The organism is Tannerella sp. (genome assembly GCF_030528505.1).
Classification (GTDB): Bacteria; Bacteroidota; Bacteroidia; order Bacteroidales; family Tannerellaceae; genus Tannerella.
In genome coordinates, this window is sequence record NZ_JAUMYS010000006.1 from 1 (window position 1) to 22061 (window position 22061).

16 protein-coding genes are annotated in these 22061 nt (G+C 47.4%); 6 read left to right on the plus strand and 10 right to left on the minus strand.

The genetic code is table 11. The features are described 5' to 3' along the window. Positions 1 to 78: 78 nt before the first annotated feature. The 9 genes from Q4A89_RS01630 to Q4A89_RS01670 all read right to left on the minus strand — a co-directional run bounded on the left by Q4A89_RS01630 (position 79) and on the right by Q4A89_RS01670 (position 8162). Complete coding sequence (locus tag Q4A89_RS01630; RefSeq protein ID WP_303183242.1) at positions 79 to 804, minus strand: hypothetical protein; 726 nt, start codon at positions 802 to 804, stop codon at positions 79 to 81. An 80-nt stretch (positions 805 to 884) separates the two neighbouring features. After that, positions 885 to 1580 (minus strand): hypothetical protein, encoded by a 696-nt coding sequence (locus tag Q4A89_RS01635; RefSeq protein WP_303183244.1) that lies wholly within the window; start codon positions 1578 to 1580, stop codon positions 885 to 887. Positions 1581 to 1677: 97 nt separating this feature from the next. Beyond that, positions 1678 to 3174 carry a right-handed parallel beta-helix repeat-containing protein gene (locus tag Q4A89_RS01640; RefSeq protein ID WP_303183245.1) on the minus strand — a complete coding sequence of 499 codons (1497 nt, stop codon included), beginning with the start codon at positions 3172 to 3174 and terminating at the stop codon, positions 1678 to 1680. A gap of 79 nt (positions 3175 to 3253) precedes the next feature. Continuing rightward, complete coding sequence (locus Q4A89_RS01645; RefSeq protein WP_303183247.1) at positions 3254 to 4165, minus strand: hypothetical protein; 912 nt, start codon at positions 4163 to 4165, stop codon at positions 3254 to 3256. A gap of 13 nt (positions 4166 to 4178) precedes the next feature. Beyond that, positions 4179 to 5195, minus strand: a complete 1017-nt coding sequence (locus Q4A89_RS01650; protein WP_303183249.1) for a hypothetical protein — start codon at positions 5193 to 5195, stop codon at positions 4179 to 4181. Positions 5196 to 5230: 35 nt separating this feature from the next. Beyond that, positions 5231 to 5719, minus strand: coding sequence for a hypothetical protein (locus Q4A89_RS01655; RefSeq protein WP_303183251.1), 489 nt, complete (start codon positions 5717 to 5719; stop codon positions 5231 to 5233). Between the two features lie 31 nt (positions 5720 to 5750). After that, entirely contained in the window at positions 5751 to 6488 is a 738-nt protein-coding gene (locus Q4A89_RS01660) for a hypothetical protein (RefSeq protein WP_303183253.1), read from the minus strand. 98 nt (positions 6489 to 6586) lie between these two features. Then, positions 6587 to 7012, minus strand: a complete 426-nt coding sequence (locus tag Q4A89_RS01665; protein ID WP_303183254.1) for a 5-fold beta-flower protein — start codon at positions 7010 to 7012, stop codon at positions 6587 to 6589. A gap of 52 nt (positions 7013 to 7064) precedes the next feature. Next, on the minus strand, positions 7065 to 8162 hold the full coding sequence (locus Q4A89_RS01670) for a YgcG family protein (RefSeq protein WP_303183256.1): 1098 nt from the start codon (positions 8160 to 8162) through the stop codon (positions 7065 to 7067). 315 nt (positions 8163 to 8477) lie between these two features. Between Q4A89_RS01670 and Q4A89_RS01675 the strand changes: the two genes are divergently transcribed. Both Q4A89_RS01675 and galB read left to right on the plus strand, forming a co-directional pair. Then, on the plus strand, positions 8478 to 9887 hold the full coding sequence (locus tag Q4A89_RS01675) for a glycoside hydrolase family 30 beta sandwich domain-containing protein (protein ID WP_303183307.1): 1410 nt from the start codon (positions 8478 to 8480) through the stop codon (positions 9885 to 9887). A gap of 21 nt (positions 9888 to 9908) precedes the next feature. Continuing rightward, a complete protein-coding gene (galB, locus tag Q4A89_RS01680) occupies positions 9909 to 12419 on the plus strand; it encodes a beta-galactosidase GalB (RefSeq protein WP_303183257.1) in 2511 nt (836 codons plus the stop codon). Here galB and Q4A89_RS01685 read toward each other — a convergent pair. Next, positions 12404 to 14548, minus strand: a complete 2145-nt coding sequence (locus Q4A89_RS01685) for a lipopolysaccharide assembly protein LapB (protein WP_303183259.1) — start codon at positions 14546 to 14548, stop codon at positions 12404 to 12406. The genes galB and Q4A89_RS01685 overlap by 16 nt on opposite strands. A gap of 88 nt (positions 14549 to 14636) precedes the next feature. On the opposite strand from Q4A89_RS01685, the gene lepA reads away from it, so the two are divergent. The 4 genes from lepA to Q4A89_RS01705 all read left to right on the plus strand — a co-directional run bounded on the left by lepA (position 14637) and on the right by Q4A89_RS01705 (position 22036). Further along, positions 14637 to 16424 (plus strand): translation elongation factor 4, encoded by a 1788-nt coding sequence (gene lepA / locus Q4A89_RS01690; protein WP_303183260.1) that lies wholly within the window; start codon positions 14637 to 14639, stop codon positions 16422 to 16424. 326 nt (positions 16425 to 16750) lie between these two features. Beyond that, positions 16751 to 17281, plus strand: a complete 531-nt coding sequence (locus tag Q4A89_RS01695) for a hypothetical protein (protein ID WP_303183262.1) — start codon at positions 16751 to 16753, stop codon at positions 17279 to 17281. A 132-nt stretch (positions 17282 to 17413) separates the two neighbouring features. Then, positions 17414 to 20563: a TonB-dependent receptor gene (locus Q4A89_RS01700; RefSeq protein WP_303183263.1), complete on the plus strand. Its 3150-nt coding sequence runs from the start codon at positions 17414 to 17416 to the stop codon at positions 20561 to 20563. 12 nt (positions 20564 to 20575) lie between these two features. Beyond that, positions 20576 to 22036, plus strand: coding sequence for a RagB/SusD family nutrient uptake outer membrane protein (locus tag Q4A89_RS01705; RefSeq protein WP_303183265.1), 1461 nt, complete (start codon positions 20576 to 20578; stop codon positions 22034 to 22036). The last annotated feature ends 25 nt before the right edge of the window (positions 22037 to 22061 follow it).

Sequence of the window (22061 nt, forward strand, 5' to 3'; positions counted from 1 at the left end):
GATTTGTCTCCCACAAATTGTTTTTAACAAATCAGAGCTGTGATTTATTCCCCGGCAAATCGATTTCAGATACGACTTTTACTCAGCTGTTCCGATTCCTTTTCGCACCTCCTTGATCCATTTTTCGTTTACCCATTTAAAGATAAGATGTTTAAATATGATTTTCTCATCTTTCAGACCGGCCTCTTCGAACATGGATTCGTAACTCATATCGAACGGAATGCTTCCGATGCGCATTTCGATCGAGGTGCCTTTACGCGGAAGTACGTATTGAAAAACAATCCGGTTTTCGAATAAATCCTGAAGGATGTTCTTCTCCTTTTCGTCGAGATGGGACATTTCGAAGAAGTCGTCGAGTTGCACGTTGTAAATATCCGGACCATAATACAAGTCTTCGGTCAGGTTACCGTTTTCGTATAGATAGAAGCGGACGTCTCCGTGTCCTTCATCTTTGTTGACGGCAACGAGTTTGCGTCCGTCTTTGAGATTCCAGTAACAGATTTCGTATTTGTAACCTTCCGGAAAATAATAGAATGCGGAGAGATACCCGTTTCGTTCGTCACACAGCTCGATATAGGCGTAAGTACCGTCATAATTTTCGACTTCCGTATTCGGCCGTTGACCGATGGTTTGAAGCATTTCTTTCCGCTTTTCGAGCGTAAAATCCGGATGTTCGAACGCGTTGTCGGGCAGCATCAGAAAAATATCTTTGATGTTTGTTTTGCTGTTCGCCTGTTTGTTGTTCTGCGCCGATGCGCCGACGGCGGATAAGACGCACAGTAAAATACACAGTATTCGTTTCATCTGTTTCTTAATGTTTAAAGCATGAATAGAGATATCGGGGGGAGAGTTTTCGTTGCGTTACGACTACTCCCGATATACCTTTACTCGATGTATCCCCATTTGTATTCGTTCAGCGGAACGGCTTTCCGCTCTTTAATCTTGACTTGTACTTTTTGATGCGCCATCAGCGTAAGTCCGTTAAACAAATATTCCTTACTTTTCTTCTTGGCTTCCTCCAAATCGCTGTTTTGCAATTCGGCCGGCACGTGATTACGATTCTCCCACGCGGCTTTTTCTTCGTTCCAAGAGACTTGAGGGAAAGCATCGTCGTATCGATAGAAAGCGAACTGATGATCGTTTTCGATGACGATTCCCTGGTCTGCAAACGATTCTACTGCGAGCAACTTCTCGCCCGTAATCAGATCGTATACCCACAGGGTGCGTATGGTTCCCGTGCCTTCGCTGGCCACTACCGCATCACCTACGACGCCCTCGAAAGCAAGAACCGTCCCTTCGATCTTAAACCGTTTGCATGCCGTGTTTTTAGGTTGCATGTACAGGGTGTTATACACGCCATCGTCCGTTGAGACGATTTCTCCTTCGACAATGCGCACCTTGTCGTTTTCAAATACAATTTTCTCTTCGGGTTTGAGTGCAGGCAATTCGAGGGTTTGTTCGACCGATGCTACCCGTGTACTGTCGGCCGCTCCGTCCGACGTCGTTGCTCCCGTGTGCTTACAACTTATCAGCAAGACGGCCCCTACCGCCATGCTCCAATTTAACATTCGCTGTTTCATTTTTCTTTTCATATTAAAAGCTAAGAGTCGGGAGGTTGCGAATGTTTTTATGATGCAGTGCTTCTATTCGCTATCCTCCCCGACCCGATTTATTCGATTATTTTTTCTCCGGTGTTTGCGCTCCGTAGCCTTTCACGGCGCCAAATAAATTACGCGCTTTTTCCCAAGGGTATTTATTGGCAAACATGCTGACGCGCGTCGTGCTCGTACCTTGCTGGTTGAGTCCGAGAAAACGGTTCAGTTGGTTGGCCGACGAGTTCGCGTCGTAGTTCTCGGAAGTCGATATTTTCAATTCGGTGAAACCTTTCAGATACGGAGCATCTATGGCCGAAATAAACGACTGATCAAACGGCATCTCTTTATTTCCTTCGTATTTCGGCCCGATTTCTTCGGCTTCTTCGATACGCGACGCCGGTACATTGATCGGTACCGAACTGTCGCAGATTTCAAGGTCGTACTTGTTCCCAAGGAAATAATTGTTATACAAATTGCTTTGCTTCAGTTTTTCGTATTCTTTTTTATTTTCATATCGGCAACGTTCCACCCCGCACCGGGCATTGAACGCGAAGATATTATTGTACACGTTGATGGTACGAATACCGTTCATAAAACGGAAACCTTGTCCCATCGTTTCAAACTCTTTCGTGATCGGCCACGAAAAGAGTACGGTGTTATGATGGAAATCGAGTGAGATTTCGTTTTCTCTGCCGGCAGCCAGCGTTCCCCATATTTCGCAGGCGGCATAACGGTTGGCCACGAACACGTTATTGCTGACTTCGATATGCCCGGCTCCCATTCCTCCTTGCAGCCCGAAGTAACGACAGTTCACAAACACGCAGTTCGTTATTTTCACTTTCCCTTCGACGGTTAAGTGCAACGCGCGCCAGTCGGCTTTCGATATTCCGACCGCATTTCCGGCTTGCGCGTCGGGGTGAACCAACATCCCCGTCAGCACTTCTTTGTTGGGAGTACCCGTTCTGGGATCATTCACGTCGGGCTTGTAGTATTGGATGAACTCCCCGCCATCGAACGTGAATCCGTCGACCACGACTTCGCCGGCCGGACGTTTATCGCCGTAAGCGCGGCGAGCCGTAATATGAAACAAAGCCGAACCGATGCTGCGCGGCGATTTTTCGTTAGGCTGAATTTTGGTGATGTATTTGAGCGGGTCGCGCTCGGAAAAATCCAACGAATAACCTCCGTAGAATTTCAAAAACTTCCCGTCATCGGCGCCGTTTCCGAATCGGCCGCATTCAATATACCCTCTGTCCATATTGCCCAAGTAATTGCCTTCCGCCACCAGAATGGTAGCCCCTTCTTCGGCAAGGTCGATCGCTTTTTGCAAATCTTTCAAAGGCGTATCTTTACTGAGTCCGTCGGCACGTACACTGCCGTTAGGACTCACATAGTAGGTTTTCCCTGACGAGACCGTGGCCTTTGCCATTGTGCCTCTCTCTCCTCCTCTGTCGGCCGTTCTGCCGGCATCTCGGTTCATGGCCGCCTTTCTTCCCAGACGGTCCAAAACTTGTGCTTGAGCGGGTATTGCTATTCCCAACAAAAGCACCACGACGAAATAATACATGTTCTTCTTCATCTTGATTGTTTTTTAAAAGGTTTTTATTCTTTTTATTTTCATGACATGCTTGCGTAAACAGTACATCATGATGGATTCGTTATTTATTGTATTCACGCATCAACGGATCGTCCGACTTGAACTGTGCGTTGTTTACCTTTTCCCGAACAGCGTATATATCCTTGTAATTCTTTTCAGCCGACGCGATGTTGATCAACCTCGTTGTCGGACTGTCGGGAAAAGCTTTGCTGAAACGCATCCATTCCGCTTGCAAATCGGGATCGAGCTTCCCTGTTTCGTCAGCGATAGGCGTATTATCCGTACCCGTTACATAAGCGCTTTGAAGAAATTGATAATCTTCCGCAAGTACTTTGAAAAAGCCGATATGATCGGGATATGTCTTCGCGTATGCTTCGTATCGGGCAATCAGGTCGCCCAATTCTCGCCAAGTAACGAGTAAAGCCGCATCGGTAACGACATTTTCAGCATCTCTCAGTAATTGCCAATACTCCTGATAGGATACCGGCAATTGCTTGAGATAGTTTTCGAAAAGAGCCGCGCTCGGTTCAATCGAAACGATGCCTTCGCCCATTTCCTTAAATTCCAGACCGACTTCCATGTACCGTTTTTCTTTTTGTTTGACGGAATCGTGCGGTTCGATGCGATCACCATTCTCATTCATCCGATATTCATAGTAATGTTCCAGATAATCGGATTCTTTTTCGTTCAGATTCTCCAATTCCACATAGACGAACGTGCTGAAATCATTGAAAAAGCCTCCTTTTTCGTCGTCTGTGGCATATTTGAATTTCAAGTCGGTAATCTGTCGGTGCAGACCGATACGCTCCAACTCATTATCCGAAGCAATCAGTTTTTTTTCGAGACTATCTATAAGAGTAGCCTCTTGATTGACGATGTTTTCGGTATTTTCTTCCGCTTGTTTTGGCCGGGAAGCGTTGTTGCAAGAAACCCACAGAAACGCTCCCGCCAACAAATACATCATTGTTTTCATCTTCTTGTTCTCCTTATTTTACAGGCTGTTTCACGTCGAAACTCTTTATGCCGATCATAAGATCGATCGGGCTGTTTCCGTCGGAATCCGTGATGTAGAGCACCTTGACTCCGATATTTTCGTCTTCGCTTTCTTCGTCGTTGGAAAAGACGAGCTGATTGCCGGCCCATTGCGGTGGAAAGTATTGTCCCGCGCCGTCTTCACCCAGCCTTTGCTGATGTTTACCGTCCGCATCGGCCATACAGAGCGGGCCATGCGCCAAATCGCCAAACGAATTAATCGCGACAAATGCAACTTTTGACCCGTCGGGCGAAACAGTCTGTTTGAAATAATCGACTTCGGTTGCGCCGTAATCTTCTCCCATCGCTTTCAGGTTCAATTGATCGGTCAGACAGATACGGTTTCCGTTGCGCAGGTAAAACAAGTGTTCATTTTCCGTTACGAAACGGTCGTCCGCTTCCTGATAGAGCTCGCCGAAGCGTTTGCGGGCCTCTTCCGAGTCACTCGTCGTTGTCAGGCTGTTGTCTGCAATTGTATAAATATGATACGTTCCGAAGTCATATCCATCCCAACTGAAATCGCTGCGGATAAGCAGTTTTCCGTTCTGATATTCCAGCAAACTGTTGTCGCCGTACGTTTCGGTTATACATTTGTCTTTCGCGATATTCAGACTCAAAAGGTCTTGGAGTTGTACTCCGGCGTCGGAGAATACGGCTTTGCGAAGCCACAACATTCCATCGCGTACTACGGTATAATATATGGTACGTCCGTCGGGATCGAATTTGAGATTAAAAACCTCTTCGGTCTCTTCGGTGAAAGGCACCCGATCATCCGCTTCCACATTGTAAAAATAGACTTGGCCGTCTTTCTGATACGCCACGATATGGGCCTTCTCGAAGCCGGCATACTGATGCGTTTCGATGATTTTCGAGTCTCCCGAAGCATCGGTCTGCTTGCTTTTGGCCGGGTTGCATGCCGTCAAAAGGCATAATATCGTTAAAAAGATCATTTGCATATGTGTTGTTTTCATTGTTTCTTTTCTATTTATTATTCTATTTGTTCTTCTTAATCTGCGAATTGCTGTAAGGAACTTTTAAAGGCGATGTATTGCTTTTTGTAGCGCTCGTACGCCTTCTGATTTTTATACTTGATCCCGACAACCCATACCGTGTTTTCCATTTCGTTGCGAATTTCCTGATAGCTGCGTACGTAGCTGCCGTCTTTGGCGCTAATCGTCCAATGGGTAACGGTCTGGTTCGCGGTCTTTTTCACCTGTCTGTTTCCTTCTTTTTCATTCGACCGAAGAGCGATGTCGGTGGGTTCGCCTCCCCACTGGGGTGAGAAGATATAAAATTCGACTTCACCGTCGGGAGAGGTGAAGAACGCGCTGTCGAACTGATTATCTTCGCCGCTTGCGGACACCATCGATCCTTGTGCGATGAAGTCGGACGGATATTTCACTTCAAACCATGCCCCTGTAAAAGTCCGGTCTTGTGCCGACAAATGCAGGAAGAATAGCGCAGCAACGGCTGTACATAAAACTTTTCTTATCATCTTGTTTTCTTTTACTTCCGTTGTTAACCCGTCAATCTAACCCCTTAAACGGATGATCGAAACCAATCGCTCGCACCCGCGAATAGATGCTGGAACACTCGCTTACGATAAAGTACTTGCCTTCGCTCGATTCTTTCGGGTCTTTGGTCTTTACCAATGCGATCGGATCGGGTCTTTCTTTTCCTTTTGTCAGTACTAAGAGTTTGACGATCGGGGCCTGATAATCGTTCGAATGACTGTATCCTCGTCCATCGTCCACGGTCACTTCGACCGTGTAGGGTTTGGTCGGGCTGTAACCGTTTTCGGGGGTAGCCCCTTTCAGATAAGCGGCCATCTGGTAAGGACGTGAAGAATTATCGTTGTTGAACAGGAGTTTCAGCTGTCTGACCGCGCTGCTTTTTTCACCCGAATTCGTATTCGTACTGTTCAGATTAATACATTCCATCCCTATCCTTTGATTGCGGCGAAACATTTCATAGGCCATAATCTGCAAGGCCACGGCTCCGTGCGGTTCCGTACCGATTTTTTCACGCGCTTGCTTAAACTCTTCGACCGAAGCCGGAAAGTGGTTGAACGTAACCGAACCTTTTTGCCCTTTGACCAGCTTCTGATGATCGATCGTTCCCTCTATCTTTACATCGAGCTCGGGCAGATTCTTCGGTTTCTCCCCTCCCGGCTCATTTTTATCGCATGCTCCCAATGAGAGCAACATCACACTTGCTACTGCAAGTAGACATTCATTCAATCGGTTTAATACATTTCGTTTCATTTCTTTGTAGTTATTATAGTTATACATCTATTATAATACATCATCGTGTATCATTTTGTTTTGTTGTTTTTTCGGTTCGGAACCCCACAAGAACAGGTTCAGAAGTCGAAAAAGAAGAAAGCAACGGCCGCCCATTCTTTTTTTACTCCCGATGCTTTGCCGATGCTGGCATTGTTGCTGTTACGTACCGTACCGTCGGCATCGATCTTACCAAGATACTTGTTGCTGCAATCACGCACAGTACCATCGGAATGGATTCGTCCGATTTCCGCGTGACTGCGATCGCGTACGATACCGTCGGAAGAGATGGTACCGATTTGCTTGTTACTGCGGTCGCAAATCGTACCGTCGGATTTGATTCTCCCCACTTCCGCATGGCTTCGATTGCGAATCGTTCCATCGGAGCTAATACTTCCGATCTGTTCGTTGTTATTGCTACGCAGCACTTGTGCGCGGGTTTGTTGCGGCATTGTAATCCATGCCATCAGGCATGCCGCAAGGATATACATCACATTCTTCATCATTAATTTGTTTTATCAGTTATTCATAACACATAGCCTGCTCTTTTTTTCTCGTTCAGAAGCGTGTGGACGCACCACCACCGCCGCTACGGCCTCCTCCCCACGAGCCTCCCCCGTCGTTGTCACTGTTTCTGCCTCCGCTTCTCATCTGTTGAATTACGTTTTGCGTCAACATAGCGAATTCTGTTACATCGTCCTTCAACGTTTCTTTCATCCGGAAGCCACATTTTTTACAGACGAAACGCCAATGTTGTGTTCTCATGTTTTTACTTTCAACCATCTCATAATCTACGTAAAACTCTTTCCGGAGATTCTTAAATGCTCCTATCGCACGACACGACGGACACGGTACACTGCAAGTCAGACGACGGCGAAACAGCAGTTTGAATAATACGAATAAAGGCAGTAAGATGAGTCCCGGAAAGCAAAAGATTGCGATAATCCCTATCACATAAAACGATGTCTTCCGCGCGACGACGCTTCTTCCCACTCTGCCGCTACGAGCAAACTTAAATTCGTCGTACGAGATAGCGAAAAACAAGATGGCCGATACGACAATGGCCAATATCACAAGAATGCCGTTGATTCCCTCGTCTCCCTCGTCCGTGTTTTTCTCCTTCATGGTAGAGAGGGCATTGTTCTTCGGTCGGTTACTCATAACGCGTCGCACTTCCTTCACGCCCGCGAGTAATCCTTCTCCAAAAGCCTGCTGACGAAAGAGAGGCATCATATGGCGAGTCTGAATCTCTTTACATACAGCATCGGTTAATTCATTTTCAAGTCCATGCCCCGTTTCGAACACAATTTCACGTTCTCCTTCGTCCGTAAGCAATACCATCAATAACCCCCGGTTCGTTTGCTTGTCGCCGATGCCCCATGTGTTGAATAATTCGTTGGTGAATCTACGAGTCGAATCATACCGATCACGGTCAATGGCAGGCAGCACGACTATCGCCACCTCTATATGGAGCGAATCACGCAATCCGGCCAATAAACGGTTCAGTTGAGCTTGTTCGCGGGAACGAATGATATTCTCCGGGTCACTGACATACTGCTTTCCATCATACAGCTGTACGTTGGGGACATCGCCCGTACGGTAACGTTTTTGCGCAGCCGATGGAGTGATAATGCCCCAAAGCAACATCGTTAGCATTCCTACCTTTATATATAACAGTCTATCCGTTCGCTCCTTTTCATATATCATATCTTCATCCATAATCACCTCAATAATAAATCATTTTAATAGTCATTCCGATGCAAATATTTATTATGCGCAGCAAAGGTCGGAAGAAAAATAAATTTGGTCAATGAGTAAATTACTCAATTTTGCGTGTGCGCTTCTTTTTCCGGGAATTTTTTATTCCCGAAAAAACGTTGTATTCGTTTTTTGTATCTATATTTACGCAATATTTAAGTAGATCATATGAAAAAAATATATCGATGGATATGCGGGGCATTCCTCGCAGGGATGTGCGGTTGCGAATTTCAATCGGTGGAAACGGTTGATCTCTTCACGACAACAGCCGACCGTACGAAGGAGTTCGCTTATGAAATCACTTCGTATCATGAAGAAGATTTGAACGATACGGATTTGCTTATTACACTGGATACGGCTGTCCGTTACCAAACGATGGATGGCTTCGGGGCTGCCATTACAGGTTCGACCGCTTATAACTTGATGCGCATGACCCCGGAAGACCGATCGGCTTTCCTCTATGAGACATTTTCTCCCGACAAAATGGGATTCAGCTATGTACGCGTTTCGATCGGCTGTTCAGATTTTTCGTTGAGCGAATATACGTGTTGTGATAAGAAAGGCATTGAACATTTTTCGCTGACAGCCGAAGAAACGATGTACGTCATTCCCATCCTGAAAGAAATTCTGCGAATCAATCCGTCGTTAAAAGTGATGGGATCACCGTGGACTTGTCCGCATTGGATGAAAATCTCCGACCTGAAAACGAAGCGAGTATTCCGTTCATGGACAGGCGGGCACCTCAATCCACTGTATTACGGCGATTATGCTACATATTTCGTGAAATGGATACAGGCATTTGAAAAAGAAGGTGTCGCGATCTATGCCGTTACGCCTCAAAACGAACCGTTGAACCGGAAGAATTCGGCATCGCTGTTTATGGGATGGCAAGAGCAACTTGCTTTCGTAAAAACGGCGCTCGGCCCGAAGTTCAAAGCAGCCGGCCTGAAAACAAAAATCTATGTTTTCGATCACAACTACGACTACGATCGAATGGAAGATCAGCAGGACTATCCGTTGCATCTATATGCCGATGCCGAAGCGGCGTCATACATTGCCGGAGCAGCGTATCATAACTATTCGGGCGATAAAACCGAACTGAACCGCATCCACACGGCTTATCCCGATAAAGAGCTCGTATTTACCGAAGCGTCCATCGGTGGATGGAATGACGGGCACAATTTAAGGATTCGTCTGCTCGAAGATATGCGCGAAATCGGACTCGGAACGGTGAATAGCCATAGCAAAGGAGTCATCGTATGGAACCTGATGCTTGACAACGGACAAGGGCCTAATCGTGAAGGAGGCTGTCAAAACTGTTACGGGGCGGTAGATATCGATACGATGGATTATAAAACAATCACTCGCAACTCGCATTATTTCGTGATTGCACATTTGGCATCGGTCGTGAAGCCCGGAGCTGTACGTATCCGAAGCGACGGTCAATTGCCGGTCGGTGTTACGGCCAGCGCATTCCTGAATCCGAACGGAAGTTGTGCATTCGTCGCAATGAATGAGGCTTCAACGCCCCATACCTTTTTTGTCGCGGAGGGAGAACGATTAATCCGCTGTCACTTGCCGGCACGCTCGGTAGTCTCCTATCGGTGGAACGATAAACCATAAAATAAATATAGAAGCAGTAAGATGAAACGAAAATGGATAGCAGGTCTTATGACCGGATGTATGGCACTGAGTATGGCGACAGCACAGGTGCGAACAGAAACATTATTGGAAAAGAACTGGCGGTTTACGCGAACGAACGAGGCTCGATCGGCCGAACCGGGTTTCGACGACAGCCGATGGCAGCAGGTCATTGTGCCGCACGACTGGGCGATTTACGGTCCGTTCAGCATCCATCACGACAAGCAGGAGGTGGCCATCACGCAGGATGGTCAGAAAGAAGCGATGGAACATGCCGGACGGACGGGAGGATTGCCTTTTATCGGGGTAGGCTGGTACCGTACGACGTTTAAACTCCCTGCATCCGCGCAGAAGCAACGTGTCCTTCTCCTTTTCGACGGTGCGATGAGCAACGCACGCGTTTATGTAAACGGTCATGAAGTCGGATACTGGCCATACGGTTATAACTCATTCTATTTCGATGTTACGGACAAGGTGAACCGTGAGGGCGGCAATACGCTGGCCGTACGGCTTGAAAACAAGCCGGAGTCGTCGCGCTGGTATCCGGGCGCAGGCCTTTACCGCAATGTACGTCTGATTACGGTCCATGACGTGCATTTTCCACTATGGGGCACACAGATTATGACCCCTGTGGTGCGCAAACAAAATGCAAAAGTCGTATTCCGCACGCAACTGGCTTATCCTGCCACGACACGTGGCGAGCTGCGTCTGGAAACGGAAGTCCGCACGCCCGATGGACGGGAACTCGGAGTTGTTTCGTCGAAAATCGACACGTCCCTGCTGGTAGACGGATGTACGGAAACTTCGCTGTGGATCACCGATCCATCGCTCTGGACGCCCGAAACGCCATCGCTCTATACGGCGGTAACGCGACTTTATGTGGATAACGAACTGAAAGACGAACAGACCAACCGATTCGGCATCCGCTCGCTCGAAATCCGCCCGAACGACGGTTTCTACTTGAACGGAGTGAAAACATACTTTCGAGGCGTATGCAACCATCACGATTTGGGACCGTTGGGAGCAGCAGTCAACGACGCAGCGATCCGCCGACAGATACGTATTCTCAAAGACATGGGTTGCAATGCCATCCGCACATCGCACAATATGCCGGCACCCGAACTGATCGAGGCCTGCGACGAGATGGGGATGATGGTCATGGTCGAGAGCTTCGACGAATGGAAGACGCCCAAGTGCCGTAACGGATATAACCTTTTCCACGACGAATGGATGGAAAAAGATTTGGTGAATCTGGTGCGCCGTTACCGTAACCATCCGAGCGTCGTGATGTGGTGTGTCGGTAACGAGGTACCTGATCAGGTAGCGCCCGGCGGAGTCTATCTTGCCCGCAGGATGCAGGATATCTGTCATCGGGAAGACCCTACCCGCACGGTAACGGCGGGGATGGATCAAGGATCAGCCATCATCAATAATAATTTTGCCGCTACGTTCGATGTCGTAGGCATGAATTATCGCCTGAAGGCCTACGATGAAGCCTACGAAAAACTGCCCCAGCAAATCCTGCTGGGTAGCGAAACGGCCTCGACCGTCAGCTCGCGCGGGGTCTATAAATTCCCGGTCGAGCGCAAGGCGATGGCCCGTTACGAAGATCATCAGAGCAGCAGTTACGATGTGGAGCATTGCAACTGGTCAAGCCTCCCGGAAGACGACTTTATACAGCACGAAGATCGTCCCTACTGCATCGGCGAATTTGTATGGACCGGATTCGATTACCTCGGCGAACCGACCCCCTACTACAGCGACTGGCCTAACCACAGCTCACTGTTCGGAATCATCGATTTGGCCGGTATTCCCAAAGACCGTTATTACCTCTATCGCAGCCATTGGAACAAGCAAGAGGAAACGTTGCATATCCTTCCGCATTGGACATGGCCGGGACGTGAGGGAGAAGTCACTCCGGTTTTCGTTTACACGAATTATCCGTCGGCCGAGTTGTTTATCAACGGAGTCAGTCAAGGGAAACGTTCGAAAGACATGACCGTAACGCAGGAGAACAGCAATACTCCGGAAGACGCCGCTTCGTTCACTCGCCAGAAGCGTTATCGGCTGATGTGGATGGATACGAAATACGAGCCGGGCACCGTAAAAGTGGTGGCTTATGACCACAATGGCCAGGCTGTTGCCGAAAAGGAGATTCACACGGCAGGCGCTCCCCATCGCATCGAACTCTCGGCCGACCGCACATCGCTGAGAGCCGATGGCAAAGACCTCTCATTCATCACGGTAAGAGTTGTCGATAAGGACGGTAACTTATGCCCCGAAGCCGATAAAATGATTCGTTTTAAGGTGAAGGGGGCAGGTTCGTACCGTGCGGCAGCCAACGGCGATGTGACTTGCTTACAACCGTTTCATCTGCCCGAAATGCCTCTCTTCAAAGGCATGTTGACGGCCATTGTACAGTCGGGAGAGAAAGCGGGAACGATTACGTTCGAAGCATCGGCCAAAGGGATAAAAGGAGCGGTATTACGCTTGGAGAGTCATCCGAGCGAATAACGCAATTGATCCATCAATAAAGGCATTTCCGACGTTTTGATACCGGCGCGTATCAAGTCGGGAATGTCTTCTTTAAATAACTCCTGAAAGGCCTTAAAATCGCCGGCGGCATGAACAGATTGTTTATATAGTTCGAGAGCTCCTTTCATGTTCTGCACCGCCCATTCCGTATGTCCGGCATTGAGAAAATCCTGCGCCTGAGGTTGTTGATGATCAATGATTTTCCGGTAATAAGTGCGTGCCTGATCATATTTCCCGATCAGGAACGAGCACCATGCGATGGCACGTTGCGCTTTGCTATTCTCGGGACTGATATAATCTACCTTGAAATAATATTTCAACGCTTCGTGATAGTTTTTCTGCTCCAAATAACAATGTCCGATATTCATCAGGATGGAAAGGTTGTCCGGTTCACGTTGGTCGTAGCGAAGGAAGAACTTCAAGGCTTCTTCGGGCTGTTTCAAGGTACGGTAGCACCCGGCAATCCGGCGGATCAGCCATTGGCTTTCCGGATTCAGCATCTCCGACCGCAGGTAGTCGCGAAGCGCTCCTTGTATGTCGCCGGTCATCTGCCGGCAATATCCCGATTTCTGATACAGCATTTCATCATCGCTTGCACCTTGTTCGAGCAAGGAATCGTAAATCGTCAGAGCATCGTCGAAATATCCTTTTCGAAGGTAAAATTCGGCGATTTGCGATAACGTTTCGGCATCCGAAACGTAGGGTTTCAACAGGGCGAGATGATGAAAATCGAGTTTTTCGTTGAAGATGTCGTCGAAATCGGAATGTCGGGGATACAGTTTGTAGAAACGATAAAGGTTCTGAATATACAAGCCAATGATATTCTCGGTTTTCGTAAGTCTGTTTTTCAACTCTTGGGTCTGCTGTTCGTTCATCTGGCTAATCTGGCTATCAAGCTGATGAAGGATTACTTTTCGATGCGATTCGGGTATTTGCAGCAGACTGAAGTAAAGCGAATATTTATCGGAGTCGCACATAAACGACGCCTGCAATAGCGTGTCGAGTGTCCCCACACCGGTATTCACTTCGTCTTTCAGCGCGGAATGTTCGGTCGAAAACGGCAGAAACCAGTGGGCGATCTCCCGAAAGAATGGAAAATGTTTGAGATGAATGAATGTTGAGTGCATCACATCAACGCCTTCTTCCTGCATTTCGGTATATTCTTCGAGCCATTTCGAGAGTTTGTCGCTTTTCCATTCCGGATTCATCCCATCGCCCGAAAGCTCCGTGATGAGATCGGACCATGAAGTTCCGGGGGTGATTTTAGGTCGCAGCCTCATCATCTCCGGAATAATTTCTTCCTGCAGTTTATGTGAGACTTTCTCCGTTTCGCGCGTGAGGATAAAGCGGAGAATAATCGTTAGGAGGAGTCGTTTGAAATCAGGCGCTTCGGCCAACAGTCCGAGCCGACGGCCGATCTCCGGATAGAACGCTGTGCGCCGGCGATAAGTGTACAGCGTCAAACAGATGGCAATCAAAGCACGGATACGAATGGTTTCGTCGGATGTAGATGAAGCCGCATCGAACAGCAGCAGAAGTTTTTCCTTGTCGAACGAATGTTGCAGGCCGAGCAGGAGCGCCGAAACGATCTGATTTCCGGCAGCCGACGGATAGTGAGGATCGGTGAATGCCTCCCGGATAGCAACAACAATCTCCTGCGAGAGAAAGGCTGTTGTCCAGAGATGTACGAACAGCCGGTTTACGGACGCCTCGTATGCTTCCGTTTCTCCGGCTTCGGCATAGAAGAGCGTTTGTTTAAGCAGGGTACCGGTCTCGACGGGCTGAAGCATCAGCGTACGACGGGCGGCATAATAAGCCGCAGGAGAAATATCTGCCAAAAGTTCATGTCGCAGTCGATCTGTCACCTCGTATGTTTGCGTCCGGATACCTGCGTAAATCTGTTCCTGCATAGGGTCTCCCGAACCTTCTATATAATAAAGAAGCATGTATTGATACGTCTCCTGCAATTCGTCGAGTTTGTTTTGATAAGTATACGTCTGTGAACCGGCAATCAGCCCTTGAAGCGTGTCAAAGGCTGTTTTGAGCGCTCCCCGATCGAGCGCCTCCGTCGTGCGTGCACAAGCGGTCTGTATTTCTTGTATTGTCATCTGTTTTCTGAAAGAGCAAAAGGCATGCCAAAGGTATGAAAATTTTCCTGAAATTCGTATCTTTGCCGGCAAAACGGAATTTGACACAATGAATCATATACGCAATTTTTGCATCATCGCCCATATCGATCATGGGAAAAGTACGTTGGCCGACCGCCTGCTCGAATACACGAAGACGGTCGCCGCAAAAGACATGCAGTCGCAAGTGCTCGATAACATGGATTTGGAGCGCGAACGAGGCATTACGATCAAGAGCCACGCGATCCAGATGGAATATGAATATAAGGGAGAGAAATATGTACTGAACCTGATCGATACACCGGGACACGTCGATTTCTCGTACGAAGTATCGCGTTCGATCGCGGCCTGCGAGGGGGCTCTGCTCATCGTCGACGCGGCACAGGGTATTCAAGCTCAGACGATTTCGAACCTCTATATGGCCATCGAGAACGATCTCGAAATTATTCCCGTGATCAATAAGATTGACCTTCCGAGTGCGATGCCCGAAGAGATCGAAGATCAGATCGTCGAACTGATCGGCTGTCCGCGAGACTCGATTCTTCGCGCCAGCGGTAAAACGGGCGACGGCGTATACAATATCCTCAACGCCATTGTGGAGCGCGTTCCCCCTCCTTCGGGCGATCCGGAGGCGCCGCTTCAGTGCCTGATTTTCGACTCGGTGTTCAACTCGTTTCGCGGAATCATCGCTTATTTCAAGGTCGTGAACGGTACGATCCGTCAGGGCGACCATGTGAAGTTTATCGCTACCGGCAAAGAATACGACGCTGACGAAGTAGGTGTGCTGAAACTCGAAATGAGTCCCCGCAAAGAAGTACGCACAGGCGATGTGGGATATATCATTTCGGGCATCAAAACGTCGAAAGAGGTAAAAGTCGGAGACACGATTACACACGTCAAACGCCCTGCTGCCGAAGCCATCGCCGGGTTCGAGGAGGTGAAACCGATGGTTTTTGCCGGCGTATATCCGATTGCGCCCGAAGATTTTGAAAATCTGCGTACCTCGCTCGAAAAATTACAGTTGAACGATGCTTCTCTGACGTTTCAGCCCGAAAGCTCGGTGGCACTGGGCTTCGGCTTCCGATGCGGATTCCTCGGACTGCTGCACATGGAAATCATTCAGGAGCGTTTGGATCGCGAGTTCGACATGGATGTGATTACGACCGTGCCGAACGTATCGTATAAAGTGTACGACAAAAAAGGAAACTGTACCGAGGTGCATAACCCCGGCGGTTTGCCCGACCCGACACAGATCGACCATATCGAGGAACCGTTTATCCGCGCTTCCATCATCACACAGACGACGTATATCGGACCGATTATGACACTTTGCCTCGGTAAGCGCGGCATCCTCATCAAGCAGGATTACATTACCGGCAACCGAATCGAGCTTTTCTACGACCTCCCGCTGGGCGAGATCGTGATCGACTTTTACGACAAACTCAAGAGCGTTTCGAAAGGGTACGCGTCGTTCGACTACCATCTGCACGATTACCGGCCGGGCAAACTCGTCAAACTCGATATTTTACTAAACGGCGAGCCGGTCGATGCCCTTTCCACTCTCACCCATTTCGACAACAGCGTGACCTTCGGACGTCGCATGTGCGAAAAGCTCAAAGAATTGATTCCGCGACAGCAGTTCGACATTGCCATACAAGCGGCCATCGGGGCAAAAATCATTGCCCGCGAAACGATAAAGGCCGTCCGCAAAGACGTGACAGCCAAATGTTACGGTGGTGACGTCTCGCGTAAACGCAAACTGCTTGAAAAACAAAAAGAAGGAAAGAAGCGTATGAAACAGATCGGTACGGTCGAAGTGCCGCAGAAAGCGTTCCTTGCCGTCTTGAAGTTGGAATAGCAACCCAACCATTATCCATCTAACCATAACACAAAAAAAAAACGCTCTATCAGAAAAAAAAACTTTGTATATGATATTTTTTATATCTTTGTCATCAAATATATGAAATGATAAAGAGCGTCAATCGCATAGAAATAAGACATGAAAAAAGAGAGAATACATTTCAATATTCTGATTTATAGCGCTTTGATAAATATTCATTCTCGTTGCATGCTCTCCTCCGGAGGAAAGAAAGAGAACCTGCCGGCCTCGATCTGCCCCCCCCCCGTTTACATTATTTAACAAAAACATCTTTAGATGCGACTGCCTTTTCGTGTGGCAGAGCGTTGGAACATGGAATGGTTGCGTTGCGACGCCCCGAAGATTCGTGCGCCCCGACGCAAATCCGGTTGAAAACAACGCGGCATTGGCCGGATGCCAAAAAACATCGGGTGAAGCGCGGCCGATTTCAGGCCCTGCGAGCCAACGTTCCGTTGCCTTCCACCGATCTTTCGTTCCTTCCTACCGAAGTTCGGTTGAACGCAACGAAACTTTTTGGCGATCGCGCGCAAGTTCCGTTCTTTCCCCCGATGTTTCGGGGAGATTGCCCCGAAGAGCCGGAACATCGCCCCGAACTCCGGGGGAGACCAACGAAACTTGCGTGGAAAAGAACGAATCTTTTTCAAGCATCCCCCAAACACGCGTTCCTTCCAACCGAAGTTCCGTTGAACGCAACGGAACTCTCGTGCGATTATACGGACGCACGGTTGGTGGGAACGAATGTTCCGTTGCACCAACGAACCTTTCGGGAAAATACGTCTTTTTATTTGCTAACCTCCCTGTATTACAGATGGATAATATCGGTCGTACAGGCATAAAAACATGAATATGATGGCAGAGATGATCTGGCAAAAAAACATCCGGATGCCGAAAGCCAAACAACCATATCATTAAGGATTGAACGAATGAAGAATGAGACATAAAAAATTAACTGTTAAACATTTTAAGACATGAGACAAAAAATCTTTTTACTAATGGCCTTCCTCCTGATAGGAGCAGGGTCTGTGATGGCTCAGACACAGGTGCAGGGCACCGTGGTCGACGAGCAGGGAGAACCGGTGACGGGAGCATCGATCGTACTCAAAACCGACCGATCGAAAGGAACAATTTCCGACATCGATGGTAAGTTTAGCCTTTCGGTACCGAATGGATCGACGTTAGTCTTTTCGTTCGTGGGTTTCAAAACGCAGGAGGTTTTGGCACAGCCGAATATGAAGATCACCCTGATGGGCGATACCGAAACCTTAGACGAAGTCATTGTTGTGGCTTACGGTACGGCCAAAAAATCCGCTTTTACGGGCTCGGCATCTAAAGTCGATGCAGCCTCTTTGCGTGAATCGGCGGCGATATCTCCTATCAGTGCGCTGCAAGGAAAAGCTGCCGGTGTAACCATCTCGGAAAGTTACGGGCAACCCGGCTCGATGCCAACGATACGTATCCGGGGAGTAGGCTCCATTACCGGAAATCGTAATCCTCTATATGTCATAGACGGTATCCCGGTATTGGCAGGTGACGTAACATCGGTCCAGACTTCAGCCTCCGTACTGAACCTGATCAACCCCGAAGATATTGAATCGCAAACCATTCTGAAAGATGCTGCCGCAACGGCCCTCTACGGTTCACGCGGAGCCAACGGTGTGGTGCTGATTACAACAAAATCGGGGCGGAAAGGAAAAACGCATATCGCGTTTACGGCAGAATACGGAACAAGCGATTTCGCGACTCCGCATGCATTAGATTATATGGATGCCGGACAATACGCACAGTATACATGGGAGTCACTGAAAAACAAATACCTCTATGACAGAAAAGCCATGCCGGAACAGGCCAAAGCAGATACTTACGAAAGTTTGCTGCCCGAAGCCGAACGTTATGCCTACCGGAATCTTGCTGCCGCAAGCGGACTGTATCATCCGGACGACCCGTTTGACGGAACATTCAATTATAAAAACATGACGCCCGAACAGCAGAAAATGTTTATCACCAACCCACGCATCGTCAATTGGAAAGATGCCATTTTCAAGACGGGAGCCGTGCAGAAATATGACTTATCGCTGAATGGAGGAGGAGACAAGACCACGTATTATGTCTCGTTCGGATACCTCAAAAACGATGGACTGGTACAGGGAAGTGTCTTTGAACGTTTCTCCGGATCCCTCTCGTTGAATCTCAAACTCCACGACCGAGTACTCTTGAAAATGAGCGAGAAACTAAGCCGTGCAAGACAAGACGGTGCCTTGTCAGACGGTAATTATTATGCCAACCCCATGTTTGCATACTACGGAGTAAATCCATCGGCCCCGGTAACCTTACCGGATGGATCGTATAATAACCTCGCCGGATTCAGCAACAAATTCCCCAACCCGATTCTCAATCAACAGATGAACGAAAGAATCAATAAAACGATGCGCTCCCTGACCCATATCGGGCTGGAAATAACTCTTACTGATTGGTTGAAATTCACATCGACGAATGGGATTGATTTTATTTTTTCCGACGACCGCCGTGTAATTGACCCCAGAAGCAACGACGGATTGAAAGAGCAGGGACATCTGTTGCGATACAAACGTGATATCTGGGATATGACAACATCCAACCTGCTTGTGTTCGACAAAGGATTCGGAAAACATCATGCCAATATCCTTGCCGGCATGGAATATAAAAACTACACATCGAACAGAATAGGAGCCAGTACAAAAACATTCGGCACATACAAGTTGATGTATCTCTCGAACGGAGCCGTCAAAGACGACATCTCTGAAACGATCGGCGACGACAAACTGATTTCATATCTGTCGAAAATCGACTATAATTATGATCAGAAATACTTCGGCTCTCTTTCGTGGCGGCGCGACGGCAGTTCGAGGCTTTCGCCGGACACACGATGGGGAGATTTCTTCTCTACTTCGGCCGCCTGGGTTCTTTCGGAAGAGCACTTCATGAAACCCATTCAGTGGTTGGATATGCTCAAGTTGAAACTTTCGTACGGTACGACCGGAAATTTACCAACAGATTATTACAGCACGTTAGGACTCTATTCCATTTCTGAAAAGTATCTGGGCAAACCGGCTTTTCAATTGTCTCAGATTGAAAATAACACATTAGAATGGGAAAAATCTTACACCTGGAACGGAGGATTCGATTTCAGAATCTTCGATCGTTTCTCCGGAACGCTTGAGTTCTACAAAAAAAATACCAAAGGATTAATCAATAACTCTCCTCTCTGGTGGAGTACCGGATTTGAAACGTATACCGAAAACCGGGGAGAGCTTGAAAATAAGGGGATCGAGTTGGAATTTAATTCCGTCAACATCGAAGCAAACGATTTCAAATGGAGCACACAGTTTAATGTAACTCATTATACTTCGAAAATCAAAAAACTAGATAAACCGATCGATAACTTTCCTTACTTCTACGGAGAAGGAGACGATATGTATACATTCAAACTCAGAGAATGGGCCGGCGTGAACCCGCAGACAGGACAGCCGCAATGGTACAAGAACAAGGAAATCAAAGATGCCAACGGCAACGTAACAGGAATTGACCGTTCCCTTACCAACAAAGCTTCCGAAGCGGAAAAAGTAAACGTAGGAACAGGAATCCCTGATTTTATGGGAGGTTTGACCAATCGATTCGAATATAAAGGATTTGATCTCTCCTTCCTCTTCATCTTCAAAAAAGGCGGTAAACTGTATGATCCAAAATCATTCAACCATACCGACGGAAGAACGATCGGAGAGTATAACATACGCAAAGACTCTTACGGCAAACACTGGCAAAAGCCCGGAGATAATGCCGAATATTCACGCCTGATTTACGGATCACCCGATCAGGGATGGAACAACAGTAACAGACGTCTGATCGATGGTAGCTTTATTAAACTCAAAAATATCACCTTCGGATATAACTTACCCAGGAAATGGCTGGCCAAGGCCTCTCTTTCGAATGTTCGGCTGTATTTTAATGCCACAGACATCTTTACGCTCTTTAAAAAGAATTATATTGACCCTGAAGTTCCCCAAAGCGGTTACGGATTCGACTATACGAATGAGTTTCCACCTTTGCGTTCTTTCAGATTTGGAATTAATATTAACTTATAAACTTAATCAGATATGAAAAAGATAATGTATTTCATTTCATTGCTGCTGTTTTTCTCCGCATGCAAAGATTCGGAATTAAATATAAACCCATCCAACTCGTTGGACAGCAGATCGGCCATCACAACCGTTGACGATCTGAATGCAGCAGTTTTAGGCGCATATAACCGAATGACGGTCAACACCTACTATGACGGACAGTATCTGACTGCAGGCGATATGTTAGGTGATGATGCGCTGTCACCTTATTCGGGAAGCGGTTGGTTAGATACCTACTCCGATTACTCATGGACAAAGATCGCTTGTCCGACGAGTCTCTATAAGCATATTTATAAACTGATTGCTCACATGAATGATGTTCTGGAAAGAAGTAAAAATCTTCAAGAATCTCCGGCAAAAACCAAACTGATAGCCGAGATAAAAGCACTGCGTGCGATGGTACATTTTGATCTGTCCAAACTGTACGGTCCTCTTCCGGTCAATCTGGGAAAAGGGAAGATCAAGGCTGATGCCCTATGTATTCCCATTATGGATGGCCCAAAGCCGATCAAAGAGTCAGAATCCATGCTACGCCAACCGGTAACCAAAGTCTATGAATTTATCATCAAAGAATTGGAAAACGCATTACCCGATCTGGAAACCGGAAAAACAAACGGTCGGTTGGGCCAAGATGGAGCAACGGCTGTGCTGGCTCGCGCCTATTTATACATGGGCAATTATGAGAAGGCATTCGAATACGCTGATAAACTCATCAAAAACAAAGCATATCGCTTGATTCCAAGGACGGAGTATGTGAAGAGTTGGAAAACAGCATATACATCCGAGGCAATTTTCGAACTCGATGTTACACAGGAAGATAACAACGGTATCGCTTCTATCGGTTATTATGCCTTAGCAGACGGAACACAAGGATATAAAGATATCTCTTCAAGCCCTCATTTCGATGAGCTGAAAGCACAAGATCAGGAAGATGAACGATTCAAGCTATTTGTTTGGTATGAGGATAATAAAGGATCCGGATTCTTCCCGACGCCTAAATATCCGGGTAGAGAGATGTATGCAGTCAACAATATCAAAGTCTATCGTCTGTCCGAAATATATCTGATTGCTGCCGAAGCGCTGCTGAAACTCGGAAGAGGCAGTGAAGCCGCAATATTACTCAACTCGTTGAGAAAAGAACGGACAACAACCGATCCGGAAAAGTATACCGCTGCATTAACTATCGATGATATTTTATATGAGAGAAGATTGGAACTTTTCGCAGAAGGACACAGAGCATGGGACTTGTGGAGAAATCAAAAACCGGTCGTGAGATGGCGTAATGCTGATGAAAAAGATAAATATAAATTTCGTAAAGACCGATCGGAAGGAGTTATCGAATTTGATTATTTCAAAAACATCCTGCCCATTCACGAAGAACAACTCTTTCTGTTGCCCGATAATCTGAGAGACCAGCAACAGAATCCGGGATACTAAAAAAAAGAATAATACTTTATCAAGA